The following is a 23,091-nucleotide window of genomic DNA, read 5'->3' on the forward strand; positions in this document are numbered from 1 at the left end:
AAGCGATTTAACGACTCAAAAGAGCTCAGTCCAGCATCCTAATCTATGTTGAACTGAGCTTTTTATTGTGGGTAATTATCTTATCGCAACGTACTAGCTTAATAATGAAAGTAGTTAATAAAAAAAGTAGTTAATAACGAAAGTGCTTGAGAATAGGATAAGCAAATAAGATGTTTTCTTCTTGCGTACCGCGTCCGATATTATGAATAATCAGCGGTGTACCATCCGCAGCGACTTTATCGGAGACGATGCCCGTGTGCGGCAAATTGCCATTCGGTAGCCGCCACGTCACCACATCGCCTGCTTGAAAACTGGCTTTATCAGTCGTCGATAATGTCTTTGCGTGACGCGCAAAAAACACTTCAAGATTGGGCACTCGGCGATGGTCGATATTCTTATCGGTTGATTTCAGCCCCCAAGTCTTTGGATAAGCCGACCAATTTGACTTCATATCATGGTTGACTAATTGCTGTAGATCTATATTTTGCAAGCGATAAGCACGGACAATAACATCGGTACAGACGCCAGTTTCTATCGGTACATCACCACGCGGAAAATCCAACTTGCGGTAAGCAGGATCATAGCTGGTGGTAATGCCTATCTGTTTTTTAGCATCGTGCGCCAGTTTATCACCATTACTGATAGGCTCGGCGGCCTGAGTTAGTTGCGCCAAAGTTAATAGGCTAACAAAGACGAGCGATTTAGCGAAAACCTTATAAGTGCCAGTGACTCTCATTTAACAATCTCTCTATATAATGTATTTAATCGCTCATTTAGCTAATTCTAAATGCTTTAATATTTAAAGAATACAAATATTTGCAAACATGTAAACGGCAAAATGATGGCTTTACTTAAGCATCAACCAACCATCCTTTCTGAGTCGCATAGTCGATATTTTTTGATAGCCAATCATGAATGGGAGGAAAGCTGTCTTTGATAAAAGCAAGTGCCGCAGCCACTTGCGAACGTGTGACGTTAGCATCAATCCACGTTTTTCCATTGGTATTTAAATTCAATAAAAAAGGCAATAAGCGATCAACCACTCTGAGCAGCTGGGTTTCTTTACTACTACCCGTCTCCTGCTCTTCCCAAATCTCATTTAAATCCATGATGCCATTGCCACGCTCAGCTTGCAATCGAGCAATGCCTGCGCGTTCTTCAATGTGCGCCTCGCTACGACTGTTTGCGAATAAAAACGTATCGCCAGCGTCAATCTCACCCAAGTCATGTACCAATGCCATCTTAAGTAGTTTTTCATGATTGACATCTAGCTCAAACTGTTCAGCGATAGACCAGCACGCCATGGCTAAATGCCATGAATGTTCGGCAGAGTTTTCTTTGCGTGTGGTATGCGTCACATAACTACGACGATTGATACGTTTAAGCGCATCAAGCTCTAATAAGAAATGAGTGACATGATCTATGTCAATGTTTGAGGCAAGCGTTGGGTTGGTTAATAAAAGGGGTTTGGTTGATGGCATGGTTATGTTATCTCTAGCATTTGGCAGGTAAGTTTATAACACTCAAAATCGCTTTTGAGCACCGATATACATTATACCTTTTATCAGCGCTATAAAAGAGAATGACAGAATAGCGTTAATGAGCGTCACCATTATAAAAAAATAGCGCTTATGTGAGTAAGCGCTATCGGTTCTATCTTGAGTAAAAGAACTATTTAATCAAGTTACTAATGGTTTTAAAAGCAGGGTCTTTACTACTGCGGCATAACTCAAACAGAATGGTTTCAACTGTGGTAATCACACCACCAGCACGGCGAATACGGCGAATTGCTTGCTTTTTATCATATGGAAAACGAGATCCCACCGCATCACCAATGATGACGGGCTGCATACCATTATCTAGCAAATCAAGCGCTGTTTGTAGTACACAGACATGTGTCTCTACGCCAAATAGCAAAACAATACTTCGATTTTGCTGCGCTAAATAATGCCACGAATCATCATTATCACAGGCGCTAAAAGTGACCTTTTCAAAGCTTTTGGCGTTATTGCCTTCTAACACCTCGCGTATTTCAGGTAGCGTATCGCCGAGCCCTTTTTTATACTGTTCATTGAGCATGATAGGAATATTCAGTGCTTGCAGACCTTTAATAAGCGTCACTGTTTTTTTGATGATGTTTTCATGGTCATAAATATGCGGTGTTAAGCGTTCTTGAACATCGATTATCATCGCTTGGGTATTTTCGCGAGCGATTCGATAGGTACGGTCGGTAATCATAGTAGACATGGCACACTCCTTGTACGGCTGACTTTATTGTTAAAGGCTATGTTAATTTTATCATTGATATTGTCTTTATTAGCCTTACTCTTATTTAGTCATAGTTTGCTGAGGGCGTCAATGGAGATAATTTTTATTAACAACTTATGCACACGTTATGAACATGAGCTCATAACGCACTTTTTAACATTCACCCATAAAAAAACCCCAATCGCGAAGATTAGGGTTTTTATTAGATCAATTAGACTAAAATTGCTAGTTAAAAAACTTAAACACGCTCAATAATAGTCGCAATACCTTGACCAAGACCGATACACATCGTTGCAAGGCCGATTTCAGTATCTGACTGCTCCATGGCGTTTAGCAAAGTAACCGTGATACGAGCACCTGAACACCCTAGTGGATGACCTAAAGCAATTGCGCCACCATTGATATTGACGATGTCTTGCTTATCCGTCAAGTTCAAGGCTTTAAGTACTGACAAGCCTTGTGCAGCGAATGCTTCGTTTAGCTCGATCGTTTGCATATCATCGATGCTCATGCCAGCGCGCTTCAATGCTTTTTGCGTTGCAGGTACTGGACCATAGCCCATGATAGCAGCATCACAACCAGCAACCGCCATGCTACGAATACGCGCACGTGGCTTTAGACCTAGCTCTTTGGCTTTTTGCGCGCTCATGATTAGCATCGCTGATGCGCCATCAGATAATGCAGATGAGGTAGCAGCAGTCACCGTACCACCTACTGGATCAAAGGCTGGACGTAGCTTTTGCATTTGCTCCATCGTCGCATCAGGGCGAATCACTTCATCAACGGTACATAGTTGCAGGCGACCTGCTTCGTCATGACCTTCGATACCGATGATTTCATTGTCAAAACGACCCTCAGTCGTCGCAGCCCATGCACGGCGATGCGACTCAAGACCAAAGGCATCTTGCTCTTCACGAGTGATATTATTCATGCGACCAAGCATTTCAGCGGTCAAGCCCATCATGTTTGAGGCTTTGGCATAATGCTTTGATGCTTCAGGGTTAAGATCAACGCCATGCATCATGCCGACGTGACCCATATGCTCAACACCACCAATGATGAACACATCACCTTGGTTGGTCATGATTTGAGCCGCTGCAGTGTGAAGCGCCTGCATAGATGAACCGCATAGACGGTTGACTGTTTGGCCACCAGCAGTTTTTGGAATACCAGCTAGCAGACCGATGTTACGACCGATGTTCAAGCCTTGCTCTAAGGTCTGATTGACACAGCCCCAAATGATGTCTTCGACGTCACGTGGGTCAAAGTCATTACGTTCAACCAATGCACGAACCAATTCAGCAGACATGCTATCAGCGCGGACATGACGGAACATACCGTTTTTGGTTTTACCCATCGCTGAGCGTACGCCATCTACGATGACCACGTCTTTTGGACTTAAAATTGTCATACTATACTTCCTTTTCAATTTTTATTGTCAGTGTAGTCAGCCCATTTCAATGCTATTACTTCGTCAATCTCACTTGAAGTACAATACGTGCCTCTGCGCTCGATTTCCTTGTACTAGCATTAAATAAAACTAACTATAATCGTACGTCTACTATTAAAGAACCTTGCTACTAAAGAGTAGTGATAAACTAATTTTTCTCAGCCTAAATAGTAAACGTACGGCACTTCATCCTAGTAATGACTACCCATTACGCGGTGGCGTAAAAGGTCTCGCCTGCTGCTGCCATGTCGCGAATCTTTTGCGGGGCTTCATAAGCTTTGCCAAGGTATGCGTATTTTTCACACAGAGCCAAGTAGTTATCTAGACCCATTTGGTCGATATAACGGCAAGGACCACCGCGGAATGGCGGGAAACCAACACCCATAATCATCGCCATATCGGCTTCAGATGGCGTGCTGACAATGTTGTCTTCTAGGCAGCGTACAGTTTCATTGCAGAAAGCCAGCATAGTGCGGTCAATAATTGCTTGATCTTCAAACGTTTGTTTGTCGCTATCAGTGGTGGTTTTTAATAGCTCATAAGTGGCTTCATCAGCAACTTTCTTTGGCTTACCGCGCTTGTCCATTTCATACTTGTAGAAACCAACGCCGTTTTTCTGACCTAGGCGTTTGTTTTCATATAAAAGCTCAATAGCGCCTTTATAATCAGGCTTCATGCGGTCAGGGAAACCCTCTGCCATGACTTCAGCGCCATGTACGCCCGTATCCAAACCAACCACATCGATTAGATAAGCAGGACCCATCGGCCAGCCGAATTTTTCCATGACTTTATCGACATGAGCAAAGTCAGCACCTTGCTTAAGCAACAAGTCAAATGCACCAAAGTATGGGAACAACACACGGTTCACTAAGAAACCTGGGCAGTCATTAACCACAACTGGCACTTTGCCCATTTTAGAGGCTAGCGCAACGGTGGTTGCAATCGCCTCTTCAGATGATTTCTCACCGCGGATAACTTCTACCAATGGCATACGGTGTACTGGGTTAAAGAAATGCATACCAACGAAGTTTTCTGGACGCTCAAGTGCTTCAGCCAAGAATGTAATAGAGATAGTCGACGTGTTTGACGCTAGGATACAGTCGTCTTTTACCAAGCCTTCCACTTCTTTTAATACCGCACGCTTCACGTTTGGATTTTCTACGACTGCTTCGATAACGATATCAGTCTCAGCAAAATCACCATAATTCAAAGTAGGACGGATACGGCTTAAGGTTTCACCCATTTTAGTTGGGGTCATTTTGCCGCGATCGACCATTTTGCCAAGTAACTTGCTGGCTTCGCCCATACCAAGGTCTAATTGCTCAGACTTGATGTCTTTCATGATGATTGGCAAGCCTTTGCTGGCTGCTTGATAAGCGATACCGCCACCCATGATACCAGCGCCTAGTACTGCCGCTTCATTGATTTCATGCGCTTTTTTGCTATGCTGCTTGGCTAATTTTTTAACCAACTGATCGCTTAAGAACAAACCAACCAAGCTTTCTGCTTGTGGGGTTTTCGCCGCTTTTGCAAAACCAGCGGCTTCTACTTCAATCGCTTTATCACGTGGTAAGTTAACGTGTTTTTCCATCGCAGCGATAGCCAGTGCTGGCGCAGGATATTGCTTAGGATTGGCTTTAGCAAAGATCATACCTTTGGCACTGTTAAACGCCATCGCTTGCTCAAGCTGATTTAATTTAACAGGAACGAGTTTCTCTTCACGCTTCGCTTTCCAATCAAGCTCACCTGAGATACATTTTTTGACCAAATCAATAGCAGCATCTTGCAAATCATCAGCAGCAACAGTCGCATCAACCAAGCCTAGTTTTAGAGCATCAAGTGGTTTCTTTGGTGTACCAGTCGCAATCAACTCAAGCGCATTATCGATACCGATGACACGCGTACTACGAACCGTACCACCAAAACCTGGGAAGATACCCAGTTGGGTTTCTGGTAGACCGATGATGGCTTTGTCGCTCATGACGCGATATTCACAAACCAAGGTCATCTCACAACCACCGCCAAGCGCCGCGCCATTGATGGCCGCTACTTTCGGGAAAGGCAGGTCTTCAAAGCGATTAAAGGCGTCATTAATATTAATAACCCAATCTTTAATCTCTTCTTCTGGCTGTTTAAAAGACGCCACAAATTCTGTAATGTCAGCACCAGCAATAAACACGCCTTTGCTCGAAGTAACAATTAAACCCTTAACGTCATCGGCTTTTTCTAAAGCAGTAACGGCTTCACCAAATTGCTTATTGGTTTCAGCATCAAACTTGTTCACGCTCTCATTTTCGGCGTTGTACTGCATGTTGGCGATGCCATCCTCTAGCATTGTCACCGTGATGCGATTTCCTTGGTATACCATTTGGAACTCCTTGCTATATAACGAAAGCTACGTTTTAAAATTAAAAGTTTTAAAATTAAAGTACATAGCCAGTTATTGTTAGTAAAACGAGTAATAACACTGCCAATATACTGTGTTATAAAGTCAGTATAGAGTAAGCAGTGAAGATGTCTTTATTATCCAGCGCTCATGGTTATATATTCATTTTTTATGCTTAATATTACTGCGTTAGCACAAGTGAATACGGCGCTTCATTTATATATATTGTGACCAGTACTGATATTGAACATACTAACATTAAAAATATGGACTGAGAGTTGAGCAAATTTTTCGCTGAAATAAGCACGCAAACCTTCTGCCCTGAATCATCAGATCATTTTTACGCCAATTAGTGTAGGGGATTATGCCCCTAACTGTCACAAGCTAATACCATACTCGCAAGTCACTCTTAAATCAGCAGCAGCCCTTTACCTGACTAGTAATGTGCTTTAAGTGACGGTTTGTATACTGAAATTGTATACTAAAAATTCGTCTTTTAAAGATTATAATGACAGATGCTTATCGTCACACGCCGTCACACGCTTAACTTGATTCTTTATCAAAACATATCCACTGACTAAGTTAAATCACCAATACGTAACGAGGGCTTGTTGCATTATTTCGGTGTGCTTAATCGGATTTTTAATAGTAAGCTGCAAAAATATGGCATTGATGATGCTCACCCCATAAGCTATATAATCTATCATGCTACACTAGCGATATTTTTATTATTCACCTGATAAATGGTTGGGTTATGACTGTTTCCCCTGCTTCTACTTCTATGCCAAGCCCTATGTCTTCAACAACGGCTTCAAACACTGTTTCAACAACGGTACCTTTTGCGAGCTTTAATAATAATACTGAGCAATTTCATAGCGCCGTGCGCGCGCAACTGGCGCAAGATATCGAGATGCTATTTGCTTACGCTGAGCTGCCAAGTCCGCTGCTTGATGCCTGTCGTTATGTGATGACCGGTCAAGGTAAATTGGTGCGTCCACTATTGGTTGCCAGTGCCTTTGATAGTGTCAATCAAAGCAATGCTAATGCCAATGAAAATACAGATAAAAGCACTGACAATAAAAACAGTATGGCTAACGCTGATGGTTTGGAAGCTCTGTTAGAAAACGATTCCGATTATGATATGGCGCGCCGTGCGGCATTGGCGGTGGAACTGCTGCATACCTATTCATTGGTACATGATGACTTGCCCTGTATGGACGATGATGAGCTGCGCCGTGGTCAGCCAACGGCGCATATCGTCTTTGAAGAATCAACCGCCCTACTCGCTGGCGACGTATTGCAAACACTCGCCTTTGAAATACTGACCGCAGAGCTGCCCACTTTTGCGCCCTTTGATTCAGCTATCGCCAGCCAGCTTATCGCAATATTTGCGCCACGTGCACGGCGTATGGTTTCTGGTCAAATGCTTGACCTGAATGCTGAGGCTAGTACTAATATTTCACAAAGCGATCTAGAAGCTATCCACCGTGATAAAACAGGTGCATTGATTGAAGCCGCTATTCTTATGGGCGGTATCTGTGCTGGTGCGACCGCTCCGCAGCGTATGGCATTACAAGAGTGCGCGCAGCATATTGGTCTCGCCTTTCAAGTACAAGACGATATCTTAGATGTGACGACTAGCACCGATACCCTTGGCAAACCTGCTGGCAGCGATGAGAAACTAGATAAATCCACCTATGTGAAATTGATGGGTGTCGAAAACGCGACTAGCTATGCGCAATCGCTATTTAATGATGGACGCACAGCCATCATTCGTGAACTGAGTCGTCATGAATCAAGCAGTAGCGAGCTTGGCAATGACGCAAACAATGATGCTTTACTGGCATTAATAGAATGGCTATGGGCACGTAAAAAATAGCCAAAAATTTAATCATCAAAGAACGGTAATGAGTGGTCAACATGGACAGTAACCCTACCCCGCGTATTTACCTTGGTACTGGCGGTTATAGCGATACCGACTTGCTTGGTACGCTGTATCCAACGGGCACAAAGAAAACGGATTTCTTACGCGAGTACGCTAAGCAGTACGGTGCTGTCGAGATTAATAGCACCTTTTACGCGCCTATCGGACAAAAGGCTTTTGCTGGGATGGTTGATAAAGCCTATGTGCAAGCAGATAGCGAGTTGAAGTTCGCGGTCAAGCTGCATCAGGACTTCACTCATGCGCGTAAGGGCACTGCTGAACATGCGCAAGCTTTCCTGACTGCGCTAACGCCACTTATCGAAGCGGATGCTCTAGCGCCACTATTATTACAGTTCCCACACGGCTTTGATCGTACTCGTGAGCACCGTCTATATCTGGCAAATCTCGTTAGTTGGTTTAAGGATTATCCACTCGCTATTGAGTTTCGTCATAACGGTTGGCATACCCCGCAAGTGGTCGATAGCTTTATCAAACAAGGTTTGATTTGGTGTAGCGTCGATTATCCCAAGGTCAGTGGCTTACCGCCATCACGGTTGATATTTACCGAGCGAACTGGCTATCTGCGTATGCATGGTAATAATCTAAACTGGTGGGATGCGATGAGCGCCGCTGACCGTCATGATTATCGTTATAGCGAGGCGGAAATGCAGGACTGGGCACAAGCGATTGCCAATCAGCGTCAGCATTTTGATACGCTATATATCTTCTTCCAAAATACCGTCAATGCGCATGCGTTTTATAATATTGCAATGCTGCGGGAAGCGTTGAGTAAGTTTAGGTTTGAGGTGTTGTAGAGTTAGTTATCCATAGTACGATAATACAAACTTATACTCAAAGATGCGATAAAAAAGCACTTCAACATAGTGAGTATATATAATGACGATATCTTATATTTAGATAATATAATGTGCGTATTAATAAAGGATTTTTAATTTGAGTTATATTCTTAATAGAGATTTAATTGACTATACAGAAAACCATAAAGACCCAATGATTAAATCTGTGAATCTTATTCTTTCACAATTTTCAGATGTTGATAGGCAAGTGCCTAGCGAATATCATTGGCTTTTTTCTTCTGTTGAGTCCATAACTGAACAACTAAAGTCTTTAAATAAAAATGATTATAAAAAAATGAACTCTATATATTGGAATGATCAAACTTCAAATATAGAAGCATATTGCTATATGACCTTGTGGCGTAGCATTGAACTTATTAAATCATGTATAAATGGATTAAATACTAAAGAGACCATAGTTCCAGCTATAGCTACTAGATCTTTACTTGAAATCTCTGCAATATTTTTGTTAAATGCCAATATTTTAGAGAAAACTTTTGCTGAGCTAGAATTCCCTAGTAAAACAATTGTTTTTTCTACAGAAGTTGAGGGCTTAGTAACGAAAATGATTTGGGGTACACGCTATGGAAAACCCGAAGAGCACCTTATACAAACCAATATTATGACTTCCTTACAGAAAGTAGCTAAACATCCAAACGCCAAAGCGTTAATGCCAACTTACGAGTTTCTTTGTGACATAGCTCATCCTAGCTTTATAGGAAATACAAGCTATTGGTCACATATAGAAGAAATTACTTGTGATAATCAAGAAAAAAGAGTTATGTCCCGCCTAACTAATAGAAGCTTTAACGATGATATTTTGGATAAAACAATTTGGAGCTTAGCATGGTCATCTGGGTGTATAAAAAACTCCTTTGAAATATTAATGCAAGCTAATAAAGAAGTGCGAGAAAAACTTAAAGCTAGCTAATAATAAGTACAGCTAAATAACCACAAAAAAAAGGACGCCTCGCAGCGTCCTTTTTTATCAATCAAATACTTAGTCGTTAAAGATTACTCTTCTACGCCAGCATCTTGACCTTTATATTTCGCATTTGCGTAGTCCCAGTTCACTAGCTTGTCTAGGAACGTGTCAACATAATCAGGACGACGGTTACGATAATCGATATAGTACGCATGTTCCCATACATCACAAGTCAATACTGCGATTTGGTCATGTGCAAGTGGCGTGTCAGCGTTAGCTGTTTTGGCGATAGACAATTTGCCACCGACTTTATCAGCGACTAGCCATGCCCAACCTGAACCGAACTGAGTCAATGCTGCATTTTTGAACTCTTCACGGAACTTATCATAGCTACCGAAGTCTTCTTCGATTTTGCCTTTTAGATCACCAGTAGGTTCGCCGCCGCCGTTAGTTGGCGTCATGCAGTTCCAGTAGAACGTGTGATTCCATACTTGGGCTGCTTGGTTGAACATACCTTGCTTGCTGTCATCTTTAGCGGTTGCCACGATGATTTCTGGCAATGTTTTGTCTTCTAGACCAGAACCTGGTAGCAATTCGTTGAGCTTAGTCACGTAGGCATTGTGATGCTTGTCATGATGGTATTCTAGCGTCTCGGCACTGATATGTGGCTCTAGTGCGTCTTTTGCGTATGGTAGCTCTGGTAAAGTAATGTTTGACATAGTTATTTTATCCTTGCTGTTTTTAGCCGTCATTTGATAAAAACTCATTATAGAAACTGAATTTTACGCTATTTTTACATGATAAAAAACACGATAAAATGGCGGACTAAATTGGCTGAGTTTATTGTTTGAAATGAATATTATTGCTTAATACCGTTTATTGTTTAACACAGTATCACGTATTATTATGAATCCAAAATTAACTTACTTTTGTTACAGTTTGCTCAAAAGCCAAGTGCTTGACTTCATAAGCATTTATTAACTTAATATTCACAAGCCATAAGATATCATTCACGGTAGCTTGGCGGCTATTATAGCAACAGTAGCGACAAATATCAGTTACCAAATGTTATGGATAACACTGTTAGTATAGCCTTTGGTTGTCTATAGACTAAGCGCAGAATGCCTTGCCATGCCAATCGTGCTAGGCACTTAGCTGACTGATAAACTGATGAAATTGGCATTAAGATACCGATATAATTTAAAAACCGATCATACTTTCACCAACCATATTCTTAATAATGACATAACGGAATAACCCTATGAGCACCACGAATACCTCACGCTCCTCCATCCAATCGACCCCTGATAATCAATGGGTGCTCGCCAGTAATAATAAAGGCAAACTGGCTGAGTTTAAAAGGCTGTTTGCCGAGGCAGATTTGGATGTGACGATCATCCCGCAAGGACAGCTTGATATCGAAGATGCAATCGAAGACGGGCTAAGCTTCGTAGAAAACGCCATTATAAAAGCGCGACATGCCAGTCGAATTAGTGGTCTACCTGCGATTGCAGATGATTCAGGACTATGTGTGCCTGCACTCGGTAACGCACCGGGCATCTACTCTGCTCGCTATGCTGGTGAGCATGGTAACGATGGTAAAAACAACATCAAGCTCATCGCTGACTTGCAGCCTATTCGTACTGAGCACGCTAACAAACCTATTAAAGGGTTATTTGTTTGCGTACTGGCGATGGTGCGCCATGCTGATGATCCGCTACCGATTATCGCGCAAGGTCTATGGCAGGGTGAGATTTTAGAGACAGCGCATGGTGACGGCGGTTTTGGTTATGATCCGCTGTTTTGGTTGCCAGAGTTACAAGCTAGCGCCGCGAGCTTAAGTGCTGCTGATAAAAATAGCATCAGTCATCGTGGTCAGGCGATTCAGCGATTATTGGCGCAGTTACCGTTGTAGATAACTTCTAAAAGCTATAGTCGATTCAATTTATTCCTTTAGCTATTAATGCTGATACAAGATAGCTAAAAGTCTAGCGCAGAGGTACAAATCGTACTTTAAGCGAGATTGACGATGTAGCAGATTCAAAGTGAATGGACGATAAAGAGATAATTTTTACTTTAATAAACAGATAGATTATACTGTTCTACTTTTAAAATTTTGTTGAAAGCCGTTATTTGTCTGTATAATTCACCAAAAAGCGTTATTATGCGGTGCATTAACGGTTTATGATTGATATCTGATAGCGCCTATTACTAAGATATCCGTTTCACATTTTAGTATCAGTCAGCGCCAGTGGTGACCAAAGGCGATTGCTCAAGGTACTGACTTTGACATTGCGCGCTATCGCTATCCCCTATTTATTCCAACGGCAACCCATGGTACACGCCCGTAATTTGAGGCACGGTTTGTCTATTACCATTTAACCCTAAGTACTATTTAATCAAACGTACTATTTAATCCTAAAGGTGTAATTAACATGGCTACAGATTTACAAGTCACAACCAACAAGCTATCTAATAAAGAAACCCAATTGACAGTTAAAGTACCTGTCGAAAAAATTCAAAACAAAGTCGAAGGTCGTATTCGCCAAGTTGCGAAAACTGCCAAGATTGACGGTTTCCGTAAAGGTAACGTCCCTATGTCACACATCCGCTCTCAGTATGGTGCTGGCATTCAACAAGAAGTCATCAACGATGTGATCCGTGATACCGTTTTTGAAGCGATCAAATCTGAAGACATCCGCGCGGTTGGCATGCCTAACATCGACGATGTAAAACTTGAAGACGATTTCTTGGTTTATCAAGCCACTGTTGAAATCTTCCCAGAAGTAGACGTACAAGGTATCAATGAGATCGAAGTTGAGCGTCACACGGCTAAAGTAAGCGAAGAAGACGTCGATACTATGATCGAAAACCTTCAAAAGCAACGTGAAGAATTCGTTGAGAAAAAAGGTAAAGCGGACAAAGGCAATCAAGTAACTTTTGACTTTGAAGGCTCTATCGATGGCGAAAAATTCGAAGGCGGTTCTGCTGAAGATTTCAAACTGGTTATCGGTAGCAACCAGATGATTCCTGGTTTTGAAGCGGGTATCAAAGGCATGAAAGCTGGCGAAGAGAAGGTTATCGACGTCACTTTCCCAGAAGATTACCAAGCTGAAAACTTAGCGGGTAAAGAAGCTCAGTTCAAAATCAATGTAAAATTGGTTGAAAAATCTAAGCTACCAGAAATCAACGAAGAGTTCCTTGAGCTATTCGGCGTGAAAGAAGGCGGCGTTGAGAAGTTGAAAGAAGACGTTCGCAAAAACATGGAACGCGAAATCAAAAACGCGGCTCGTAGCCAAGTTAAGCAAGCGACTTTTGACGCATTGCTAGAAAAGAACGAGTTTGATGTACCAAATGCTATGCTAGAGCAAGAAATCGAGCGTCAGCGCAACATGATGATGCAACGTTTTTCTCAGCAGTTTGGTGCCAATGCTGATAGCTTCGATAAAGACATGCTACCAAATGAGCTATTTGAAGAGCAAGCGCTACGTGCTGCTCGTCTTGGCATCATCGTTGCTCGTGTTATCGATACCAAAGGCTTAGAAGTCGATCAAGAACGCGTTGAAACCTTCATCAAAGAAGCGGCTGAAAACTACGAAGATCCAAGTGAAGTAATCGAATACTACACCAATGACAAGCAGCAGCGCGCGAACATTGAGTCTGTAGTACTAGAAGACCAAGTAGTTGATTATTTAATCGAGCAAGGTAAAGTAACTGACAAAGAAGTTAGCTACCAAGACTTGCTAGCTGCACAGCAACAACAGCAGCAAGGCATGTAATTTAGTGAGATAACTTAGCAAGTTGCCATTCAATGGCAAATTGCTAATCTCAATCTAAACATGCTCTAACATAATGCTCTAACATATGTGTTAGGGCATTTTTATTGGGGATTTATATGCTATCTTTATGGACAGTTTATAACCAAGCCCCTTGATAAATGGTTACAGACGCCTTATTAATAGTGAGTCAATCATTTTATTAATAGCACTCATGTTATAAATAGAAAATTATTTTTCACATGAAAAAGTTACTATTGCCTCAATAAAAAAGTTACCATTAGCTCAATTATTTTTAGCGATATCTGGCGCTTATTATTTCAGCCAACGAATATTATTAAAAAGCGGCAACATCTAGCATGATAAGCAGCCCTACAAGCGTAGCCGCTCGCTAGCTTCAATCCCTTTATTTTATGTACTTATAAACAGGACATCTTTATGACAGATTATGATCGCATCACTGCCAACCCACATTTTGATATGCTGATGAGTGCGCACAATGACGCACAAGGCATGCAATATACCCAAAGCGCTCCTCAAGCTGCGCATGCAGCATTAGTACCGATGGTCGTTGAACAATCCTCTCGCGGTGAACGCTCGTTTGATATTTTCTCGCGTCTATTGCGTGAGCGCGTTATCTTTTTGACTGGTCAAGTCGAAGACCATATGGCCAATCTGATTGTTGCACAGTTGCTATTTTTAGAAGCAGAAAACCCAGATAAAGACATTCACTTGTATATCAATTCACCAGGCGGCTCAGTGAGTGCAGGTTTGGCAATCTTTGACACCATGAACTTCATCAAACCTGAAGTGTCAACCATCTGTATGGGCGGTGCTTATAGCATGGGCTCGTTCTTGCTCGCGGCTGGTCAAAAAGGCAAGCGTTACTCTCTTGCCAATGCTCGTGTCATGATTCATCAGCCTTCAGGCGGCGCGCAAGGTCAAGCAACCGATATCGAAATTAATGCGCGTGAAATTCTAAAAACGCGTGCCCGCTTAAACGAGATTTTGGCAGAACGTACTGGTCAACCATTAGAGAAAATTGAAAAAGACGTTGAGCGTGACTTTTGGTTAGATGCGAAAGAAGCCAAAGAGTACGGTCTGGTTGATGAAGTATTAGAGCGCCGCCCTACTTCTTTATAATTACCGCATAAGAGCAAAAGCTTTGATGGGCATCAAAAGCCTGAGCGTTATACGTTTTGGCTTTGATGTAAAAAATCAAAATATTTGTAAGTTTTAAATTTTAGGAGCGCCTTTTATGGCAGAAGATAACACCCCGCATTGCTCGTTTTGCGGCAAAGCCAAAAGCGATGTACAGCAGCTGATTGCCGCTGACGATGCCAATATCTGTAATGAATGTATTGAGCTATGTACCGATTTAATCGCAGATAGCGCCGAAGATGGCGATGATGACAGCGACATTGATACGTCTTGGGTCAATAAAAAGCTACCAACGCCAAAAGAGCTGCGTGCCAAGCTTGACGAATACGTCATTGGACAAGACGCTGCTAAAAAAGCACTAGCAGTTGCCGTCTATAACCACTATAAGCGTCTAAAAGTTAGCCAAACCTTAGCCAATGACAGCAAAAAAGCGAAGATTGGCGCTGACGATGCCATGGTTGAATTGGCGAAAAGTAACATTTTGCTGATTGGCCCAACGGGTTCTGGTAAGACTTTGCTGGCGCAAACCTTGGCGCGTCTACTGGATGTGCCTTTTGCGATGGCCGATGCGACGACCTTGACCGAAGCAGGTTATGTCGGTGAAGATGTCGAAAACATCGTGCAAAAACTTTTGCAAGCATCAGATTATGATGTGAGCAAAGCGGAACAAGGCATCATCTATATCGATGAGATTGATAAAATCAGTAAGAAAGGCGACAATCCGTCTATCACCCGTGATGTGTCAGGCGAAGGCGTACAGCAAGCGTTGCTAAAGCTTATCGAAGGTACGGTCGCTGCCATTCCGCCACATGGTGGTCGTAAGCATCCACAGCAAGAGCTGATCCAAGTTGATACGAGTAACATTTTAATCATCGTCGGCGGGGCGTTTGCCGGTCTTGATGCGGTTATTCAGCAGCGTACAGAAAAAGGCGGTATCGGCTTTAACGCCGATGTCAGCTCAAAAGACGATAGCAAACGCAGCTCAGAATTACTGCAACAAGTAGAGCCTGAAGATTTGATCAAATTTGGTCTTATTCCTGAGCTCATCGGTCGTCTTCCTGTTCTTGCTGCGCTCACAGAGCTGGACGAGGACGCATTGGTGCAGATATTGACAGAACCAAAAAACGCTTTGGTTAAGCAATATAAGTATCTATTCGATATGGAAGGCGCTGACATTAGCTTTACCAAAGAAGCGCTCGATGCGATTGCCAAAAAAGCCATGGCGCGTAAGACTGGTGCTCGTGGTTTGCGTTCTATCGTTGAAAATGCGCTCCTTGAGACTATGTACGAGTTGCCTTCGATGAAAAATGCCAAGACTGTCATCGTCGATGAGCAAGTGATTAATGAAGGTAAAACACCTGAAATTATCTTTTCTACCGACGACTCAGAGCAAATAGCGATAGATGCTTAGCGGTTGTTATCAGCTTTATTAAAACTGTCATTGAAGTAAAGGCGTCTAGCATATCTTATACTAGACGTTTTTTTATGGCTGCTCACTTATGATTTTTTTATGACAGCCAATGTATGGATAAAGTGACAGCGGCGTCTATCAATCGTTCACAGCTAAAACAACAAAGCATGCTAAGGTAAATGTGCTACCAACACCTATCACTGATGAAACAAAGGACTGTTTATCATGCTTAACAATATTACTTCTATCGCAACCTCATTACATCAACACTTGCCTTTTCATACCACGATAGACCAAGATATTACTCCTTATTATCATAATCATGTCGCGGCTATTACGGGTGCTGGCTCTGGTATGGGGCGCGAGTTGGCTATTCATTTGGCAAAAATGGGCTGCCACGTGGCGCTCTCTGATATCAACGCGGTGCAACTGGCACAGACCAAAGAATTGCTGGTCGGTTATAATATAAAAGCGACTATGACGGTGCTTGATGTCTCAGACAATAAAGCCGTGGAAGCGTGGGCAGATAGCGTGATGGTAGACCATGGCAAAGTGAACTTTATCTTTAATAATGCAGGCGTGGCGCTATATTCGACCGTAGAAGGCAGTAGTATTAGCGAGCTTGAATGGGTCATGGACATCAATTTTTGGGGTGTGGTTTATGGCACCAAGGCATTTTTGCCATTGATTAAAAATAGTGTCAAACAAAGCGAATCGACAAATGGCAGCAAAAAAAACAGATCGCGCCAATTTAACGAGCATGGTCACATCATTAATATCTCAAGCCTGTTTGGCTTAACCGCTCAGCCATCACAATCTGCGTATAACGCCAGTAAATTTGCTGTACGCGGCTTTACCGAAAGCTTGCGTCAAGAGCTAGATATTCAGCGCTGCGGTGTGTCATCGACCTGCATTCATCCAGGCGGGATTAAAACCAATATTGCCAATAGTGCCCGTGGCAATGACAGTATCAATGATATTGGCATGCGTACTGGCCCCAAAGCCATTCAGAGCTTTAATAAGTTTCTGAAATTTGATGCAAGCAATGCCGCTTGGATTATTTTGCAGGCTGCCGCGACCAATCAACCGCGCTGTCTGATTGGCAACGATGCCAAGATAATTGACGCGGTACAGCGTGTCTTTCCAGCGACATACAGTCAAATATTGAACGATGTCCATACGCTCTCTCGTAAGCTCAAACCACGCCGCCATAAAAAACCAAGCACGCCAAAATAGTATGTTTTAAAAATCACTACCTACAAAAAAGCACTTAAATATTATCAATATTTAAGCGCTTTTTTGTAGGTAGTATTTCAACACTGTCTTTCAATATGGTTCTTCATACGGTATGAAATTAATTCATGTCCCTCTAAAGCCAAAACACTTTATCTATTTATATACTTTAATTATTTAATATTTGGTACAATTATGTTTCTAGCAACTTACAGATTGATGACTCATTCAGATTTTTTGCACAAAAATTAAGATTACTTCTGTCATTTTGACAGCTAAATTATCATAAAAATATATTATTACATATTATTTTTGATAATAAGGATATTCCAATGAAAATACTTTTAAAGGTCAAACCCTCTTCCTCCGTTTTACTGGCTGCTATCTTTGCTATTGGTGCAGTTAGCCTGTCAGGCTGTAGTGAATCAGATACCAAGGCGGTCGACCGTGTCGAAGAAGCTGAAGCATTAGCCCGCGTTAAGTCACTTGAGGCACGTGCTGCAGAAATTAAAGACGAGATGGCTGCAAATCCAAGCGCCAAACTGAGCGTTAGCATGCCAGATGAGTCCACTATTCCAGATGATGAGTTCGGCGCAGCAGTACGTCGCGGCTTACAAATCGCCAATCATACTTATAAAGAGATGCCTGACAATGTCGGCAATCAGTTGAATTGTACCAGCTGTCACTTGGGTAATGGCTCAGAGGCTTACGCAGCGCCTTGGAATGGTATGCCCGGCATTTATCCTATTTATCGGTCACGTGCTGGTCGCGTGAATTCAATACAAGAGCGCATCAATGGCTGTTTTGAACGCTCAATGAATGGCAAAGCACTTGATCTAGGTTCAGATGATATGAATGCGATGGTGTCTTATATGAGCTGGCTATCACAAGGCTTGCCTTATGGTGTCTCGCCTGAAGGTCGCGGTTTTGTTAAGGTAGACAAAACTTTAGAGCCAAATACGGACAATGGTAAAAAGCTGTTTGCTGAAAAATGTAGCGTTTGCCATGGTGAAAATGGCGAAGGTCAATATAATGACGATGGCACTTATATCTATCCAGCAGTAGCTGGAGACAAGTCCTTCAACGATGGTGCAGGTATGGCGCGAACTTATACAGCAGCTGCCTTTATCAAAGGCAAAATGCCCTTTGGTCAAGGTAACTCGCTTAGTGACCAAGAAGCGGTCGATATTGCCGCTTACTTTACCCATCTGCCGCGACCTATCAAAGCCAACAAAGACAAAGACTGGCCCAATGGTGATGCCCCTAAAGATGTACGCCGCTAGTTTTAAGCACCTTTAAAAGTTACCATAAAAAAAGCCCAGTTATTTAATAGCTGGGCTTTTTTATTATGGACAGTTAGGACAATTTGCGTCCTTTATCTTTAATTTAAGGCAATTTCATATCACCATCAACCAGCCAGCCCACGCGGCGCATCACATGAGCGACCACCCCTGCAATTAGGGCAGGTAATACAAACATCAATAAGACAATCGCTGTCCATAACTGAGTACTACTCATGATTTCTTGTGACGCTTCAATCACTCCAAATACGCCGACCAATCCGGCGGTACCCATACCCGCACCCGTTGCTGTACATGCCAGTCCAAAACCTATGGTCGCAATAGGACCAACGATGGCGCTGGCAATCACAGCAGGCAACAACACCAGCGGTTTTTTTAACACATTAGGAATCTGTAGCATACTGGTACCCAGACCTTGAGATATTACGCCACTGACGCCGTTGTCTTTAAAGCTTGCAACGGCAAAACCAATCATGTGTGCCGCACAGCCTACCACTGCTGCCCCGCCTGCTACGCCACCAAGCCCAATTGCGATACAAATAGCAGCGCTGGACGTTGGCAATGTCAATAAAATACCTACCACCACTGCAATTACAATACCCATTAACAGAGGCTGTAACTCAGTGGCCGCTTGAATACCTTGACCAATGGCAGCGACCGCAGCGACGATAGGTGGATTCAATAGGGCGCAAACTGCTAATGCTACCGCGCATACCAATAAAGGAACCAATAGAATATCAAGCTTGGTTTTGCCAGCGACCCAAGTACCAGCACGATAAGCAAATACCGAGGTCAAATACGCCCCTATCGGATTGCCCGGTAAGGCGGCAAAGGTCGCAGGTCCGCCTACTTGGGGCGTAAATAACGTCCCTGCCATTAATGCTTCAGAGTGTGCGCCAAGCATACCCGCCACCAAGCAGCTGAGCATGACGAGCGTCGGTGCTTTAAGATAATAGGCGATCCCTACTCCGATACCTGCACCCATGAGTACTGAGGCAAGCTTGCCCACCGCAACCAATGCGGGCAAATCTAACCAGCCACCGATTTGCGAGATGATTAGACCAGCAATCAATGTGACAAATAGCCCTAAAGCCATGCCAGTAAACGCATCAATAAAATACTTTTGGAAAAATGCTTTAATGAAGCCAGTAGGCGGTGTTGCTAAATGAGAGACTGTCATAGCCATGCTCTTTATAAAATTTTTGATGAAAGGTAATAAACCAACAGAAAAATAACTTTGCTAAAAATCAGAGATAAAAAAAACGTCATTACGACGCTTTTTTTATTATTCATAAAGAACTATAACTGTCATTAAACAGCATAACTTAACGACGCTGTTCAACAATAATGGAGTCAATACCATTATTCTGTAGGCGCTGCTGAGCAGTGGTTACTGCTTGGCGATTATTCATCGGGCGAGAAATAACTTGATAGATTGGCAAACCATTACCCGTCGTATTCTTGACCACGCGAGCGTCTACACCTGCCATCAACACTTGAGCACGGCGGCGATCTGCTTCATCCGCATCACCGAAGCTGTTGATCTGCAAAATGTAAGTTGCCGCAGGTTTTGCGGCCTGAACGCTAGCAGTACCTGCGCCTGCATTATTGGTGGACGTATTATTGCTACTAGCAGGCGTCGATCCATCATAGGTCGCGTCTTCTTCAACGATCACAATGTCATCGCCGCTATTACTGGTAGCAGCGTTATTGCCACGACTGGGCGCAATAACCGTATTTTCAGAGATACCAAAGTTACCAGTATCATCATTGCGACTGGCTGAGCCATCTTCAGGTTGAGTCACCACCACATCAGGCTCAAAGGCACTGATATCCCCTATGCGATCATTGCCTGTCTCAGCAATATCTTCATCAGGAATAGTCGCCATCTCTTGATTGGGCAAAATATCATAGAACTCATAATCACCATTATCAGTATCAGTGTCGACACGTGGCTGTACCTGACGATCAGGATCATTACCAGCGGTGCTGTCAGCGGGACTGAAATCAAATAATGGTGACAAGTATATAAACACCCCTATCATAAGGGTCAATACAGCCCCGACAAACATCCACAATAAGCCTGATACGCTACTTGTTTTGCGTTTTTCAGTCGCACCTTTAGGTTTTTTGGCTAGCATGGATCTGGTTCTCCCTACTGAATCTAACTATCATCAAATTATGGCTGGCAGTCATCTATACTCATACTACATGTTAGAAAGTTACTATATACTAGAAAAAAACTACATGCTAGATGGTGCCGACAACCCTAACAAACTAAGACCATTGGCCAATACTTGACGTACGGCTTTAGACAAACGCAAACGAGCTTGCATTAATTCCATCTCATCCGAGCTTGGTGTCTCACCTGACGTCAAACTCACTGGCAAAATGCGATTGCTGTCATACCAACCATGAAATAGCGCTGCCAACTCTTTAAGGTAGTTGGTCAAGACATGTGGCTCATAACCCGTCGCGGCGCGTAATAATGTCGCTGGATATCCTGCTAATAGCTTAATCAGCTCGTCTTCGTTTGGTGCGCTAAGTAAGTTTTGATGTTCTAAACCAATCGCATCGTCTACCACAAGACCACTATTTTGTAGCTTTTCTAATACTCGGCAAACACGGGCATGCGCGTATTGAATGTAATACACTTGATTGTCTTTGCTTTGTGATTTAGCCAGCTCCAAATCAAAATCAATATGCACTTCAGGCTTACGGGCGACATAATAAAAACGCGCGGCGTCGTTACCAACTTCGGTACGTAAATCACGCAGGGTGACAAATTGACCTGAACGCGAGGACATTTGCACTTTTTCACTGCCACGCCATAGTGCAACAAATTGCACAAGCACCACATCTAAACGCTCAGCATCAATACCAAGAGCCAATAAAGCGGCTTTTACGCGTGGCACATAACCATGGTGATCAGCACCCCAAACATTCACCACTTTATCAAAACCACGATCAAATTTGTTTTTGTGATATGCAATATCAGAGGCAAAATAAGTAGATTGACCATTGGCACGGCGCACCACACGGTCTTTTTCATCACCAAAATCGGTTGATTTGAACCAAATATTACCGTCTTTTTCGTATAGGTAGCCTTTTTCATCTAAGGTTTGCAAGACTGGCTCAATCTCGCTATCAATAGAACGTTCGCTAAACCAGCACTCGTAGCGCACACCAAAGTCATTTAAGTCATCCTTGATATCGGCTAAAATACTGCTCAATGCCGCATTTAAAAACAGCTCATAACCCTCACCAAGCAAGGCTTTACTGTTGGCAATCAAACCATCAATATGCGCTTCTTTGTCACCTGCTAGCAGTGTTTTTTCGCCGTCCGCATTGATCTCAAACTCAGCATCTTCTGGCACATCTTTGGCGATTGCTGCAAAGCTATGAACGTAATGATCGCCGTGTTGCGCTTTTAACGTTTGGGCGATGTCACTGACATAATCACCTTGATAGCCATTAACTGGGAAAATTATTTGCTCACCGTTGGTTTCCAGATAACGCAAATAGGTGCTGGTCGCCAAGATATCCATTTGCCGACCCGCATCGTTGACATAGTACTCACGCGTGACATCATAGCCAATCGCTTCAAGCAGGTTTGCCACGCTCATACCGAACGCTGCACCGCGACCATGACCAACGTGCAAACTTGACGTTGGATTGGCAGAGACAAACTCAACTTGAATTTTTTGCCCGTCAAACTGATCGCTTAAACCGAAGCGATCTTGCAAGGCAAAGATATCATCTAATACCGCAAACTTGGCTTCCGCATTTAAGAACACGTTAATAAAACCTGGACCTGCGATTTCCACTTGGCGAATGTCTTGGTTTTCAGGCAGCGCATTGACAATTTTTTCAGCAAGCTGTCGTGGATTGACCTTGGCAGCTTTGGCCGCTGTCAGCGCGATATTACTGGCGAAATCACCATGGCTTAAGTCTTTAGTACGGGTGATTTGGCTATTATTTTGCCAATCGCTTGGTAACGTGCCATCTGCTTGTAGGGTTTGAATCGCATCATTAAATAGTGATGCAAGTGTATCAATTTGGGCTTGTGACATAAGGATTTGAACTCAGTTAAATAAACAACAAAAACGGTATAAAAATGTGGCGAATGCGAGCAGCCAATAACTGCCTATTATAATAGCGACCGACATTGCAGGGGATAAAATAATACAAAAAAGATAAGTAACCTGTAAATATAACAATCTTTGCCCTGCATTGCACCATTTGCACCAAAATTAGCACTAAAATCTTACGGTTATGACAGTTAACACTGATAATTTAAGTGACTAGGGCGTGTCTTCATTTTAAAAATGGTGATAAACATGAGATAAATTGCCGTCAAACAAGGAAAATAGCACAAATAATATCGATATATTGATAA

18 protein-coding genes are annotated in these 23,091 nt (G+C 42.8%); 9 read left to right on the top strand and 9 right to left on the bottom strand.

Annotated elements, in window-relative coordinates:
- Positions 1 to 130: 130 nt before the first annotated feature.
- The 5 genes from C8D84_RS12105 to fadB form a co-directional block, all read right to left on the bottom strand.
- On the bottom strand, positions 131 to 736 hold the full coding sequence (locus C8D84_RS12105) for a DUF1287 domain-containing protein (protein ID WP_109592455.1): 606 nt from the start codon (positions 734 to 736) through the stop codon (positions 131 to 133).
- Between the two features lie 115 nt (positions 737 to 851).
- Positions 852 to 1,481, bottom strand: a complete 630-nt coding sequence (locus C8D84_RS12110) for an HD domain-containing protein (protein WP_109592457.1) — start codon at positions 1,479 to 1,481, stop codon at positions 852 to 854.
- A gap of 190 nt (positions 1,482 to 1,671) precedes the next feature.
- Positions 1,672 to 2,247: an isochorismatase family protein gene (locus C8D84_RS12115; RefSeq protein WP_109592459.1), complete on the bottom strand. Its 576-nt coding sequence runs from the start codon at positions 2,245 to 2,247 to the stop codon at positions 1,672 to 1,674.
- A 259-nt stretch (positions 2,248 to 2,506) separates the two neighbouring features.
- Positions 2,507 to 3,679: an acetyl-CoA C-acyltransferase FadA gene (gene fadA / locus C8D84_RS12120; RefSeq protein WP_045455299.1), complete on the bottom strand. Its 1,173-nt coding sequence runs from the start codon at positions 3,677 to 3,679 to the stop codon at positions 2,507 to 2,509.
- A 247-nt stretch (positions 3,680 to 3,926) separates the two neighbouring features.
- Entirely contained in the window at positions 3,927 to 6,086 is a 2,160-nt protein-coding gene (gene fadB, locus C8D84_RS12125) for a fatty acid oxidation complex subunit alpha FadB (protein WP_109592461.1), read from the bottom strand.
- An 811-nt stretch (positions 6,087 to 6,897) separates the two neighbouring features.
- Between fadB and C8D84_RS12130 the strand changes: the two genes are divergently transcribed.
- From C8D84_RS12130 to C8D84_RS12140, 3 genes are all read left to right on the top strand, one after another.
- On the top strand, positions 6,898 to 7,983 hold the full coding sequence (locus C8D84_RS12130; protein WP_109592463.1) for a polyprenyl synthetase family protein: 1,086 nt from the start codon (positions 6,898 to 6,900) through the stop codon (positions 7,981 to 7,983).
- Positions 7,984 to 8,024: 41 nt separating this feature from the next.
- The gene (locus C8D84_RS12135; RefSeq protein WP_109592465.1) at positions 8,025 to 8,843 is read left to right on the top strand and encodes a DUF72 domain-containing protein; all 819 of its coding nucleotides are present in this window, start codon (positions 8,025 to 8,027) and stop codon (positions 8,841 to 8,843) included.
- A gap of 139 nt (positions 8,844 to 8,982) precedes the next feature.
- Positions 8,983 to 9,816, top strand: coding sequence for a hypothetical protein (locus C8D84_RS12140; protein WP_109592466.1), 834 nt, complete (start codon positions 8,983 to 8,985; stop codon positions 9,814 to 9,816).
- 83 nt (positions 9,817 to 9,899) lie between these two features.
- Here the strand turns inward: C8D84_RS12140 and C8D84_RS12145 are convergent, their stop codons facing one another.
- On the bottom strand, positions 9,900 to 10,529 hold the full coding sequence (locus C8D84_RS12145) for a superoxide dismutase (protein ID WP_109592468.1): 630 nt from the start codon (positions 10,527 to 10,529) through the stop codon (positions 9,900 to 9,902).
- Positions 10,530 to 11,071: 542 nt separating this feature from the next.
- Here C8D84_RS12145 and rdgB point away from each other — a divergent pair.
- The 6 genes from rdgB to C8D84_RS12175 all read left to right on the top strand — a co-directional run bounded on the left by rdgB (position 11,072) and on the right by C8D84_RS12175 (position 18,674).
- A complete protein-coding gene (gene rdgB, locus C8D84_RS12150; protein WP_109592470.1) occupies positions 11,072 to 11,725 on the top strand; it encodes an RdgB/HAM1 family non-canonical purine NTP pyrophosphatase in 654 nt (217 codons plus the stop codon).
- A gap of 520 nt (positions 11,726 to 12,245) precedes the next feature.
- Positions 12,246 to 13,589: a trigger factor gene (gene tig / locus C8D84_RS12155; protein WP_109592472.1), complete on the top strand. Its 1,344-nt coding sequence runs from the start codon at positions 12,246 to 12,248 to the stop codon at positions 13,587 to 13,589.
- A 510-nt stretch (positions 13,590 to 14,099) separates the two neighbouring features.
- Positions 14,100 to 14,729, top strand: coding sequence for an ATP-dependent Clp endopeptidase proteolytic subunit ClpP (clpP, locus tag C8D84_RS12160; protein WP_045448048.1), 630 nt, complete (start codon positions 14,100 to 14,102; stop codon positions 14,727 to 14,729).
- A gap of 115 nt (positions 14,730 to 14,844) precedes the next feature.
- Entirely contained in the window at positions 14,845 to 16,158 is a 1,314-nt protein-coding gene (gene clpX, locus C8D84_RS12165; RefSeq protein ID WP_087814795.1) for an ATP-dependent protease ATP-binding subunit ClpX, read from the top strand.
- Positions 16,159 to 16,383: 225 nt separating this feature from the next.
- Positions 16,384 to 17,394 (top strand): SDR family NAD(P)-dependent oxidoreductase, encoded by a 1,011-nt coding sequence (locus C8D84_RS12170; protein WP_109592474.1) that lies wholly within the window; start codon positions 16,384 to 16,386, stop codon positions 17,392 to 17,394.
- A gap of 329 nt (positions 17,395 to 17,723) precedes the next feature.
- On the top strand, positions 17,724 to 18,674 hold the full coding sequence (locus C8D84_RS12175; protein WP_109592476.1) for a c-type cytochrome: 951 nt from the start codon (positions 17,724 to 17,726) through the stop codon (positions 18,672 to 18,674).
- A gap of 103 nt (positions 18,675 to 18,777) precedes the next feature.
- Here the strand turns inward: C8D84_RS12175 and C8D84_RS12180 are convergent, their stop codons facing one another.
- The 3 genes from C8D84_RS12180 to argS all read right to left on the bottom strand — a co-directional run bounded on the left by C8D84_RS12180 (position 18,778) and on the right by argS (position 22,765).
- Entirely contained in the window at positions 18,778 to 19,872 is a 1,095-nt protein-coding gene (locus C8D84_RS12180) for a PTS transporter subunit IIC (RefSeq protein ID WP_109592478.1), read from the bottom strand.
- Positions 19,873 to 20,017: 145 nt separating this feature from the next.
- On the bottom strand, positions 20,018 to 20,833 hold the full coding sequence (locus C8D84_RS12185; RefSeq protein WP_109592480.1) for an SPOR domain-containing protein: 816 nt from the start codon (positions 20,831 to 20,833) through the stop codon (positions 20,018 to 20,020).
- A gap of 102 nt (positions 20,834 to 20,935) precedes the next feature.
- Positions 20,936 to 22,765, bottom strand: coding sequence for an arginine--tRNA ligase (gene argS / locus C8D84_RS12190; RefSeq protein ID WP_109592482.1), 1,830 nt, complete (start codon positions 22,763 to 22,765; stop codon positions 20,936 to 20,938).
- Between the last annotated feature and the right edge of the window lie 326 nt (positions 22,766 to 23,091).

Source organism: Psychrobacter immobilis, assembly GCF_003148585.1.
GTDB classification, from domain to species: Bacteria; Pseudomonadota; Gammaproteobacteria; order Pseudomonadales; family Moraxellaceae; genus Psychrobacter; species Psychrobacter immobilis.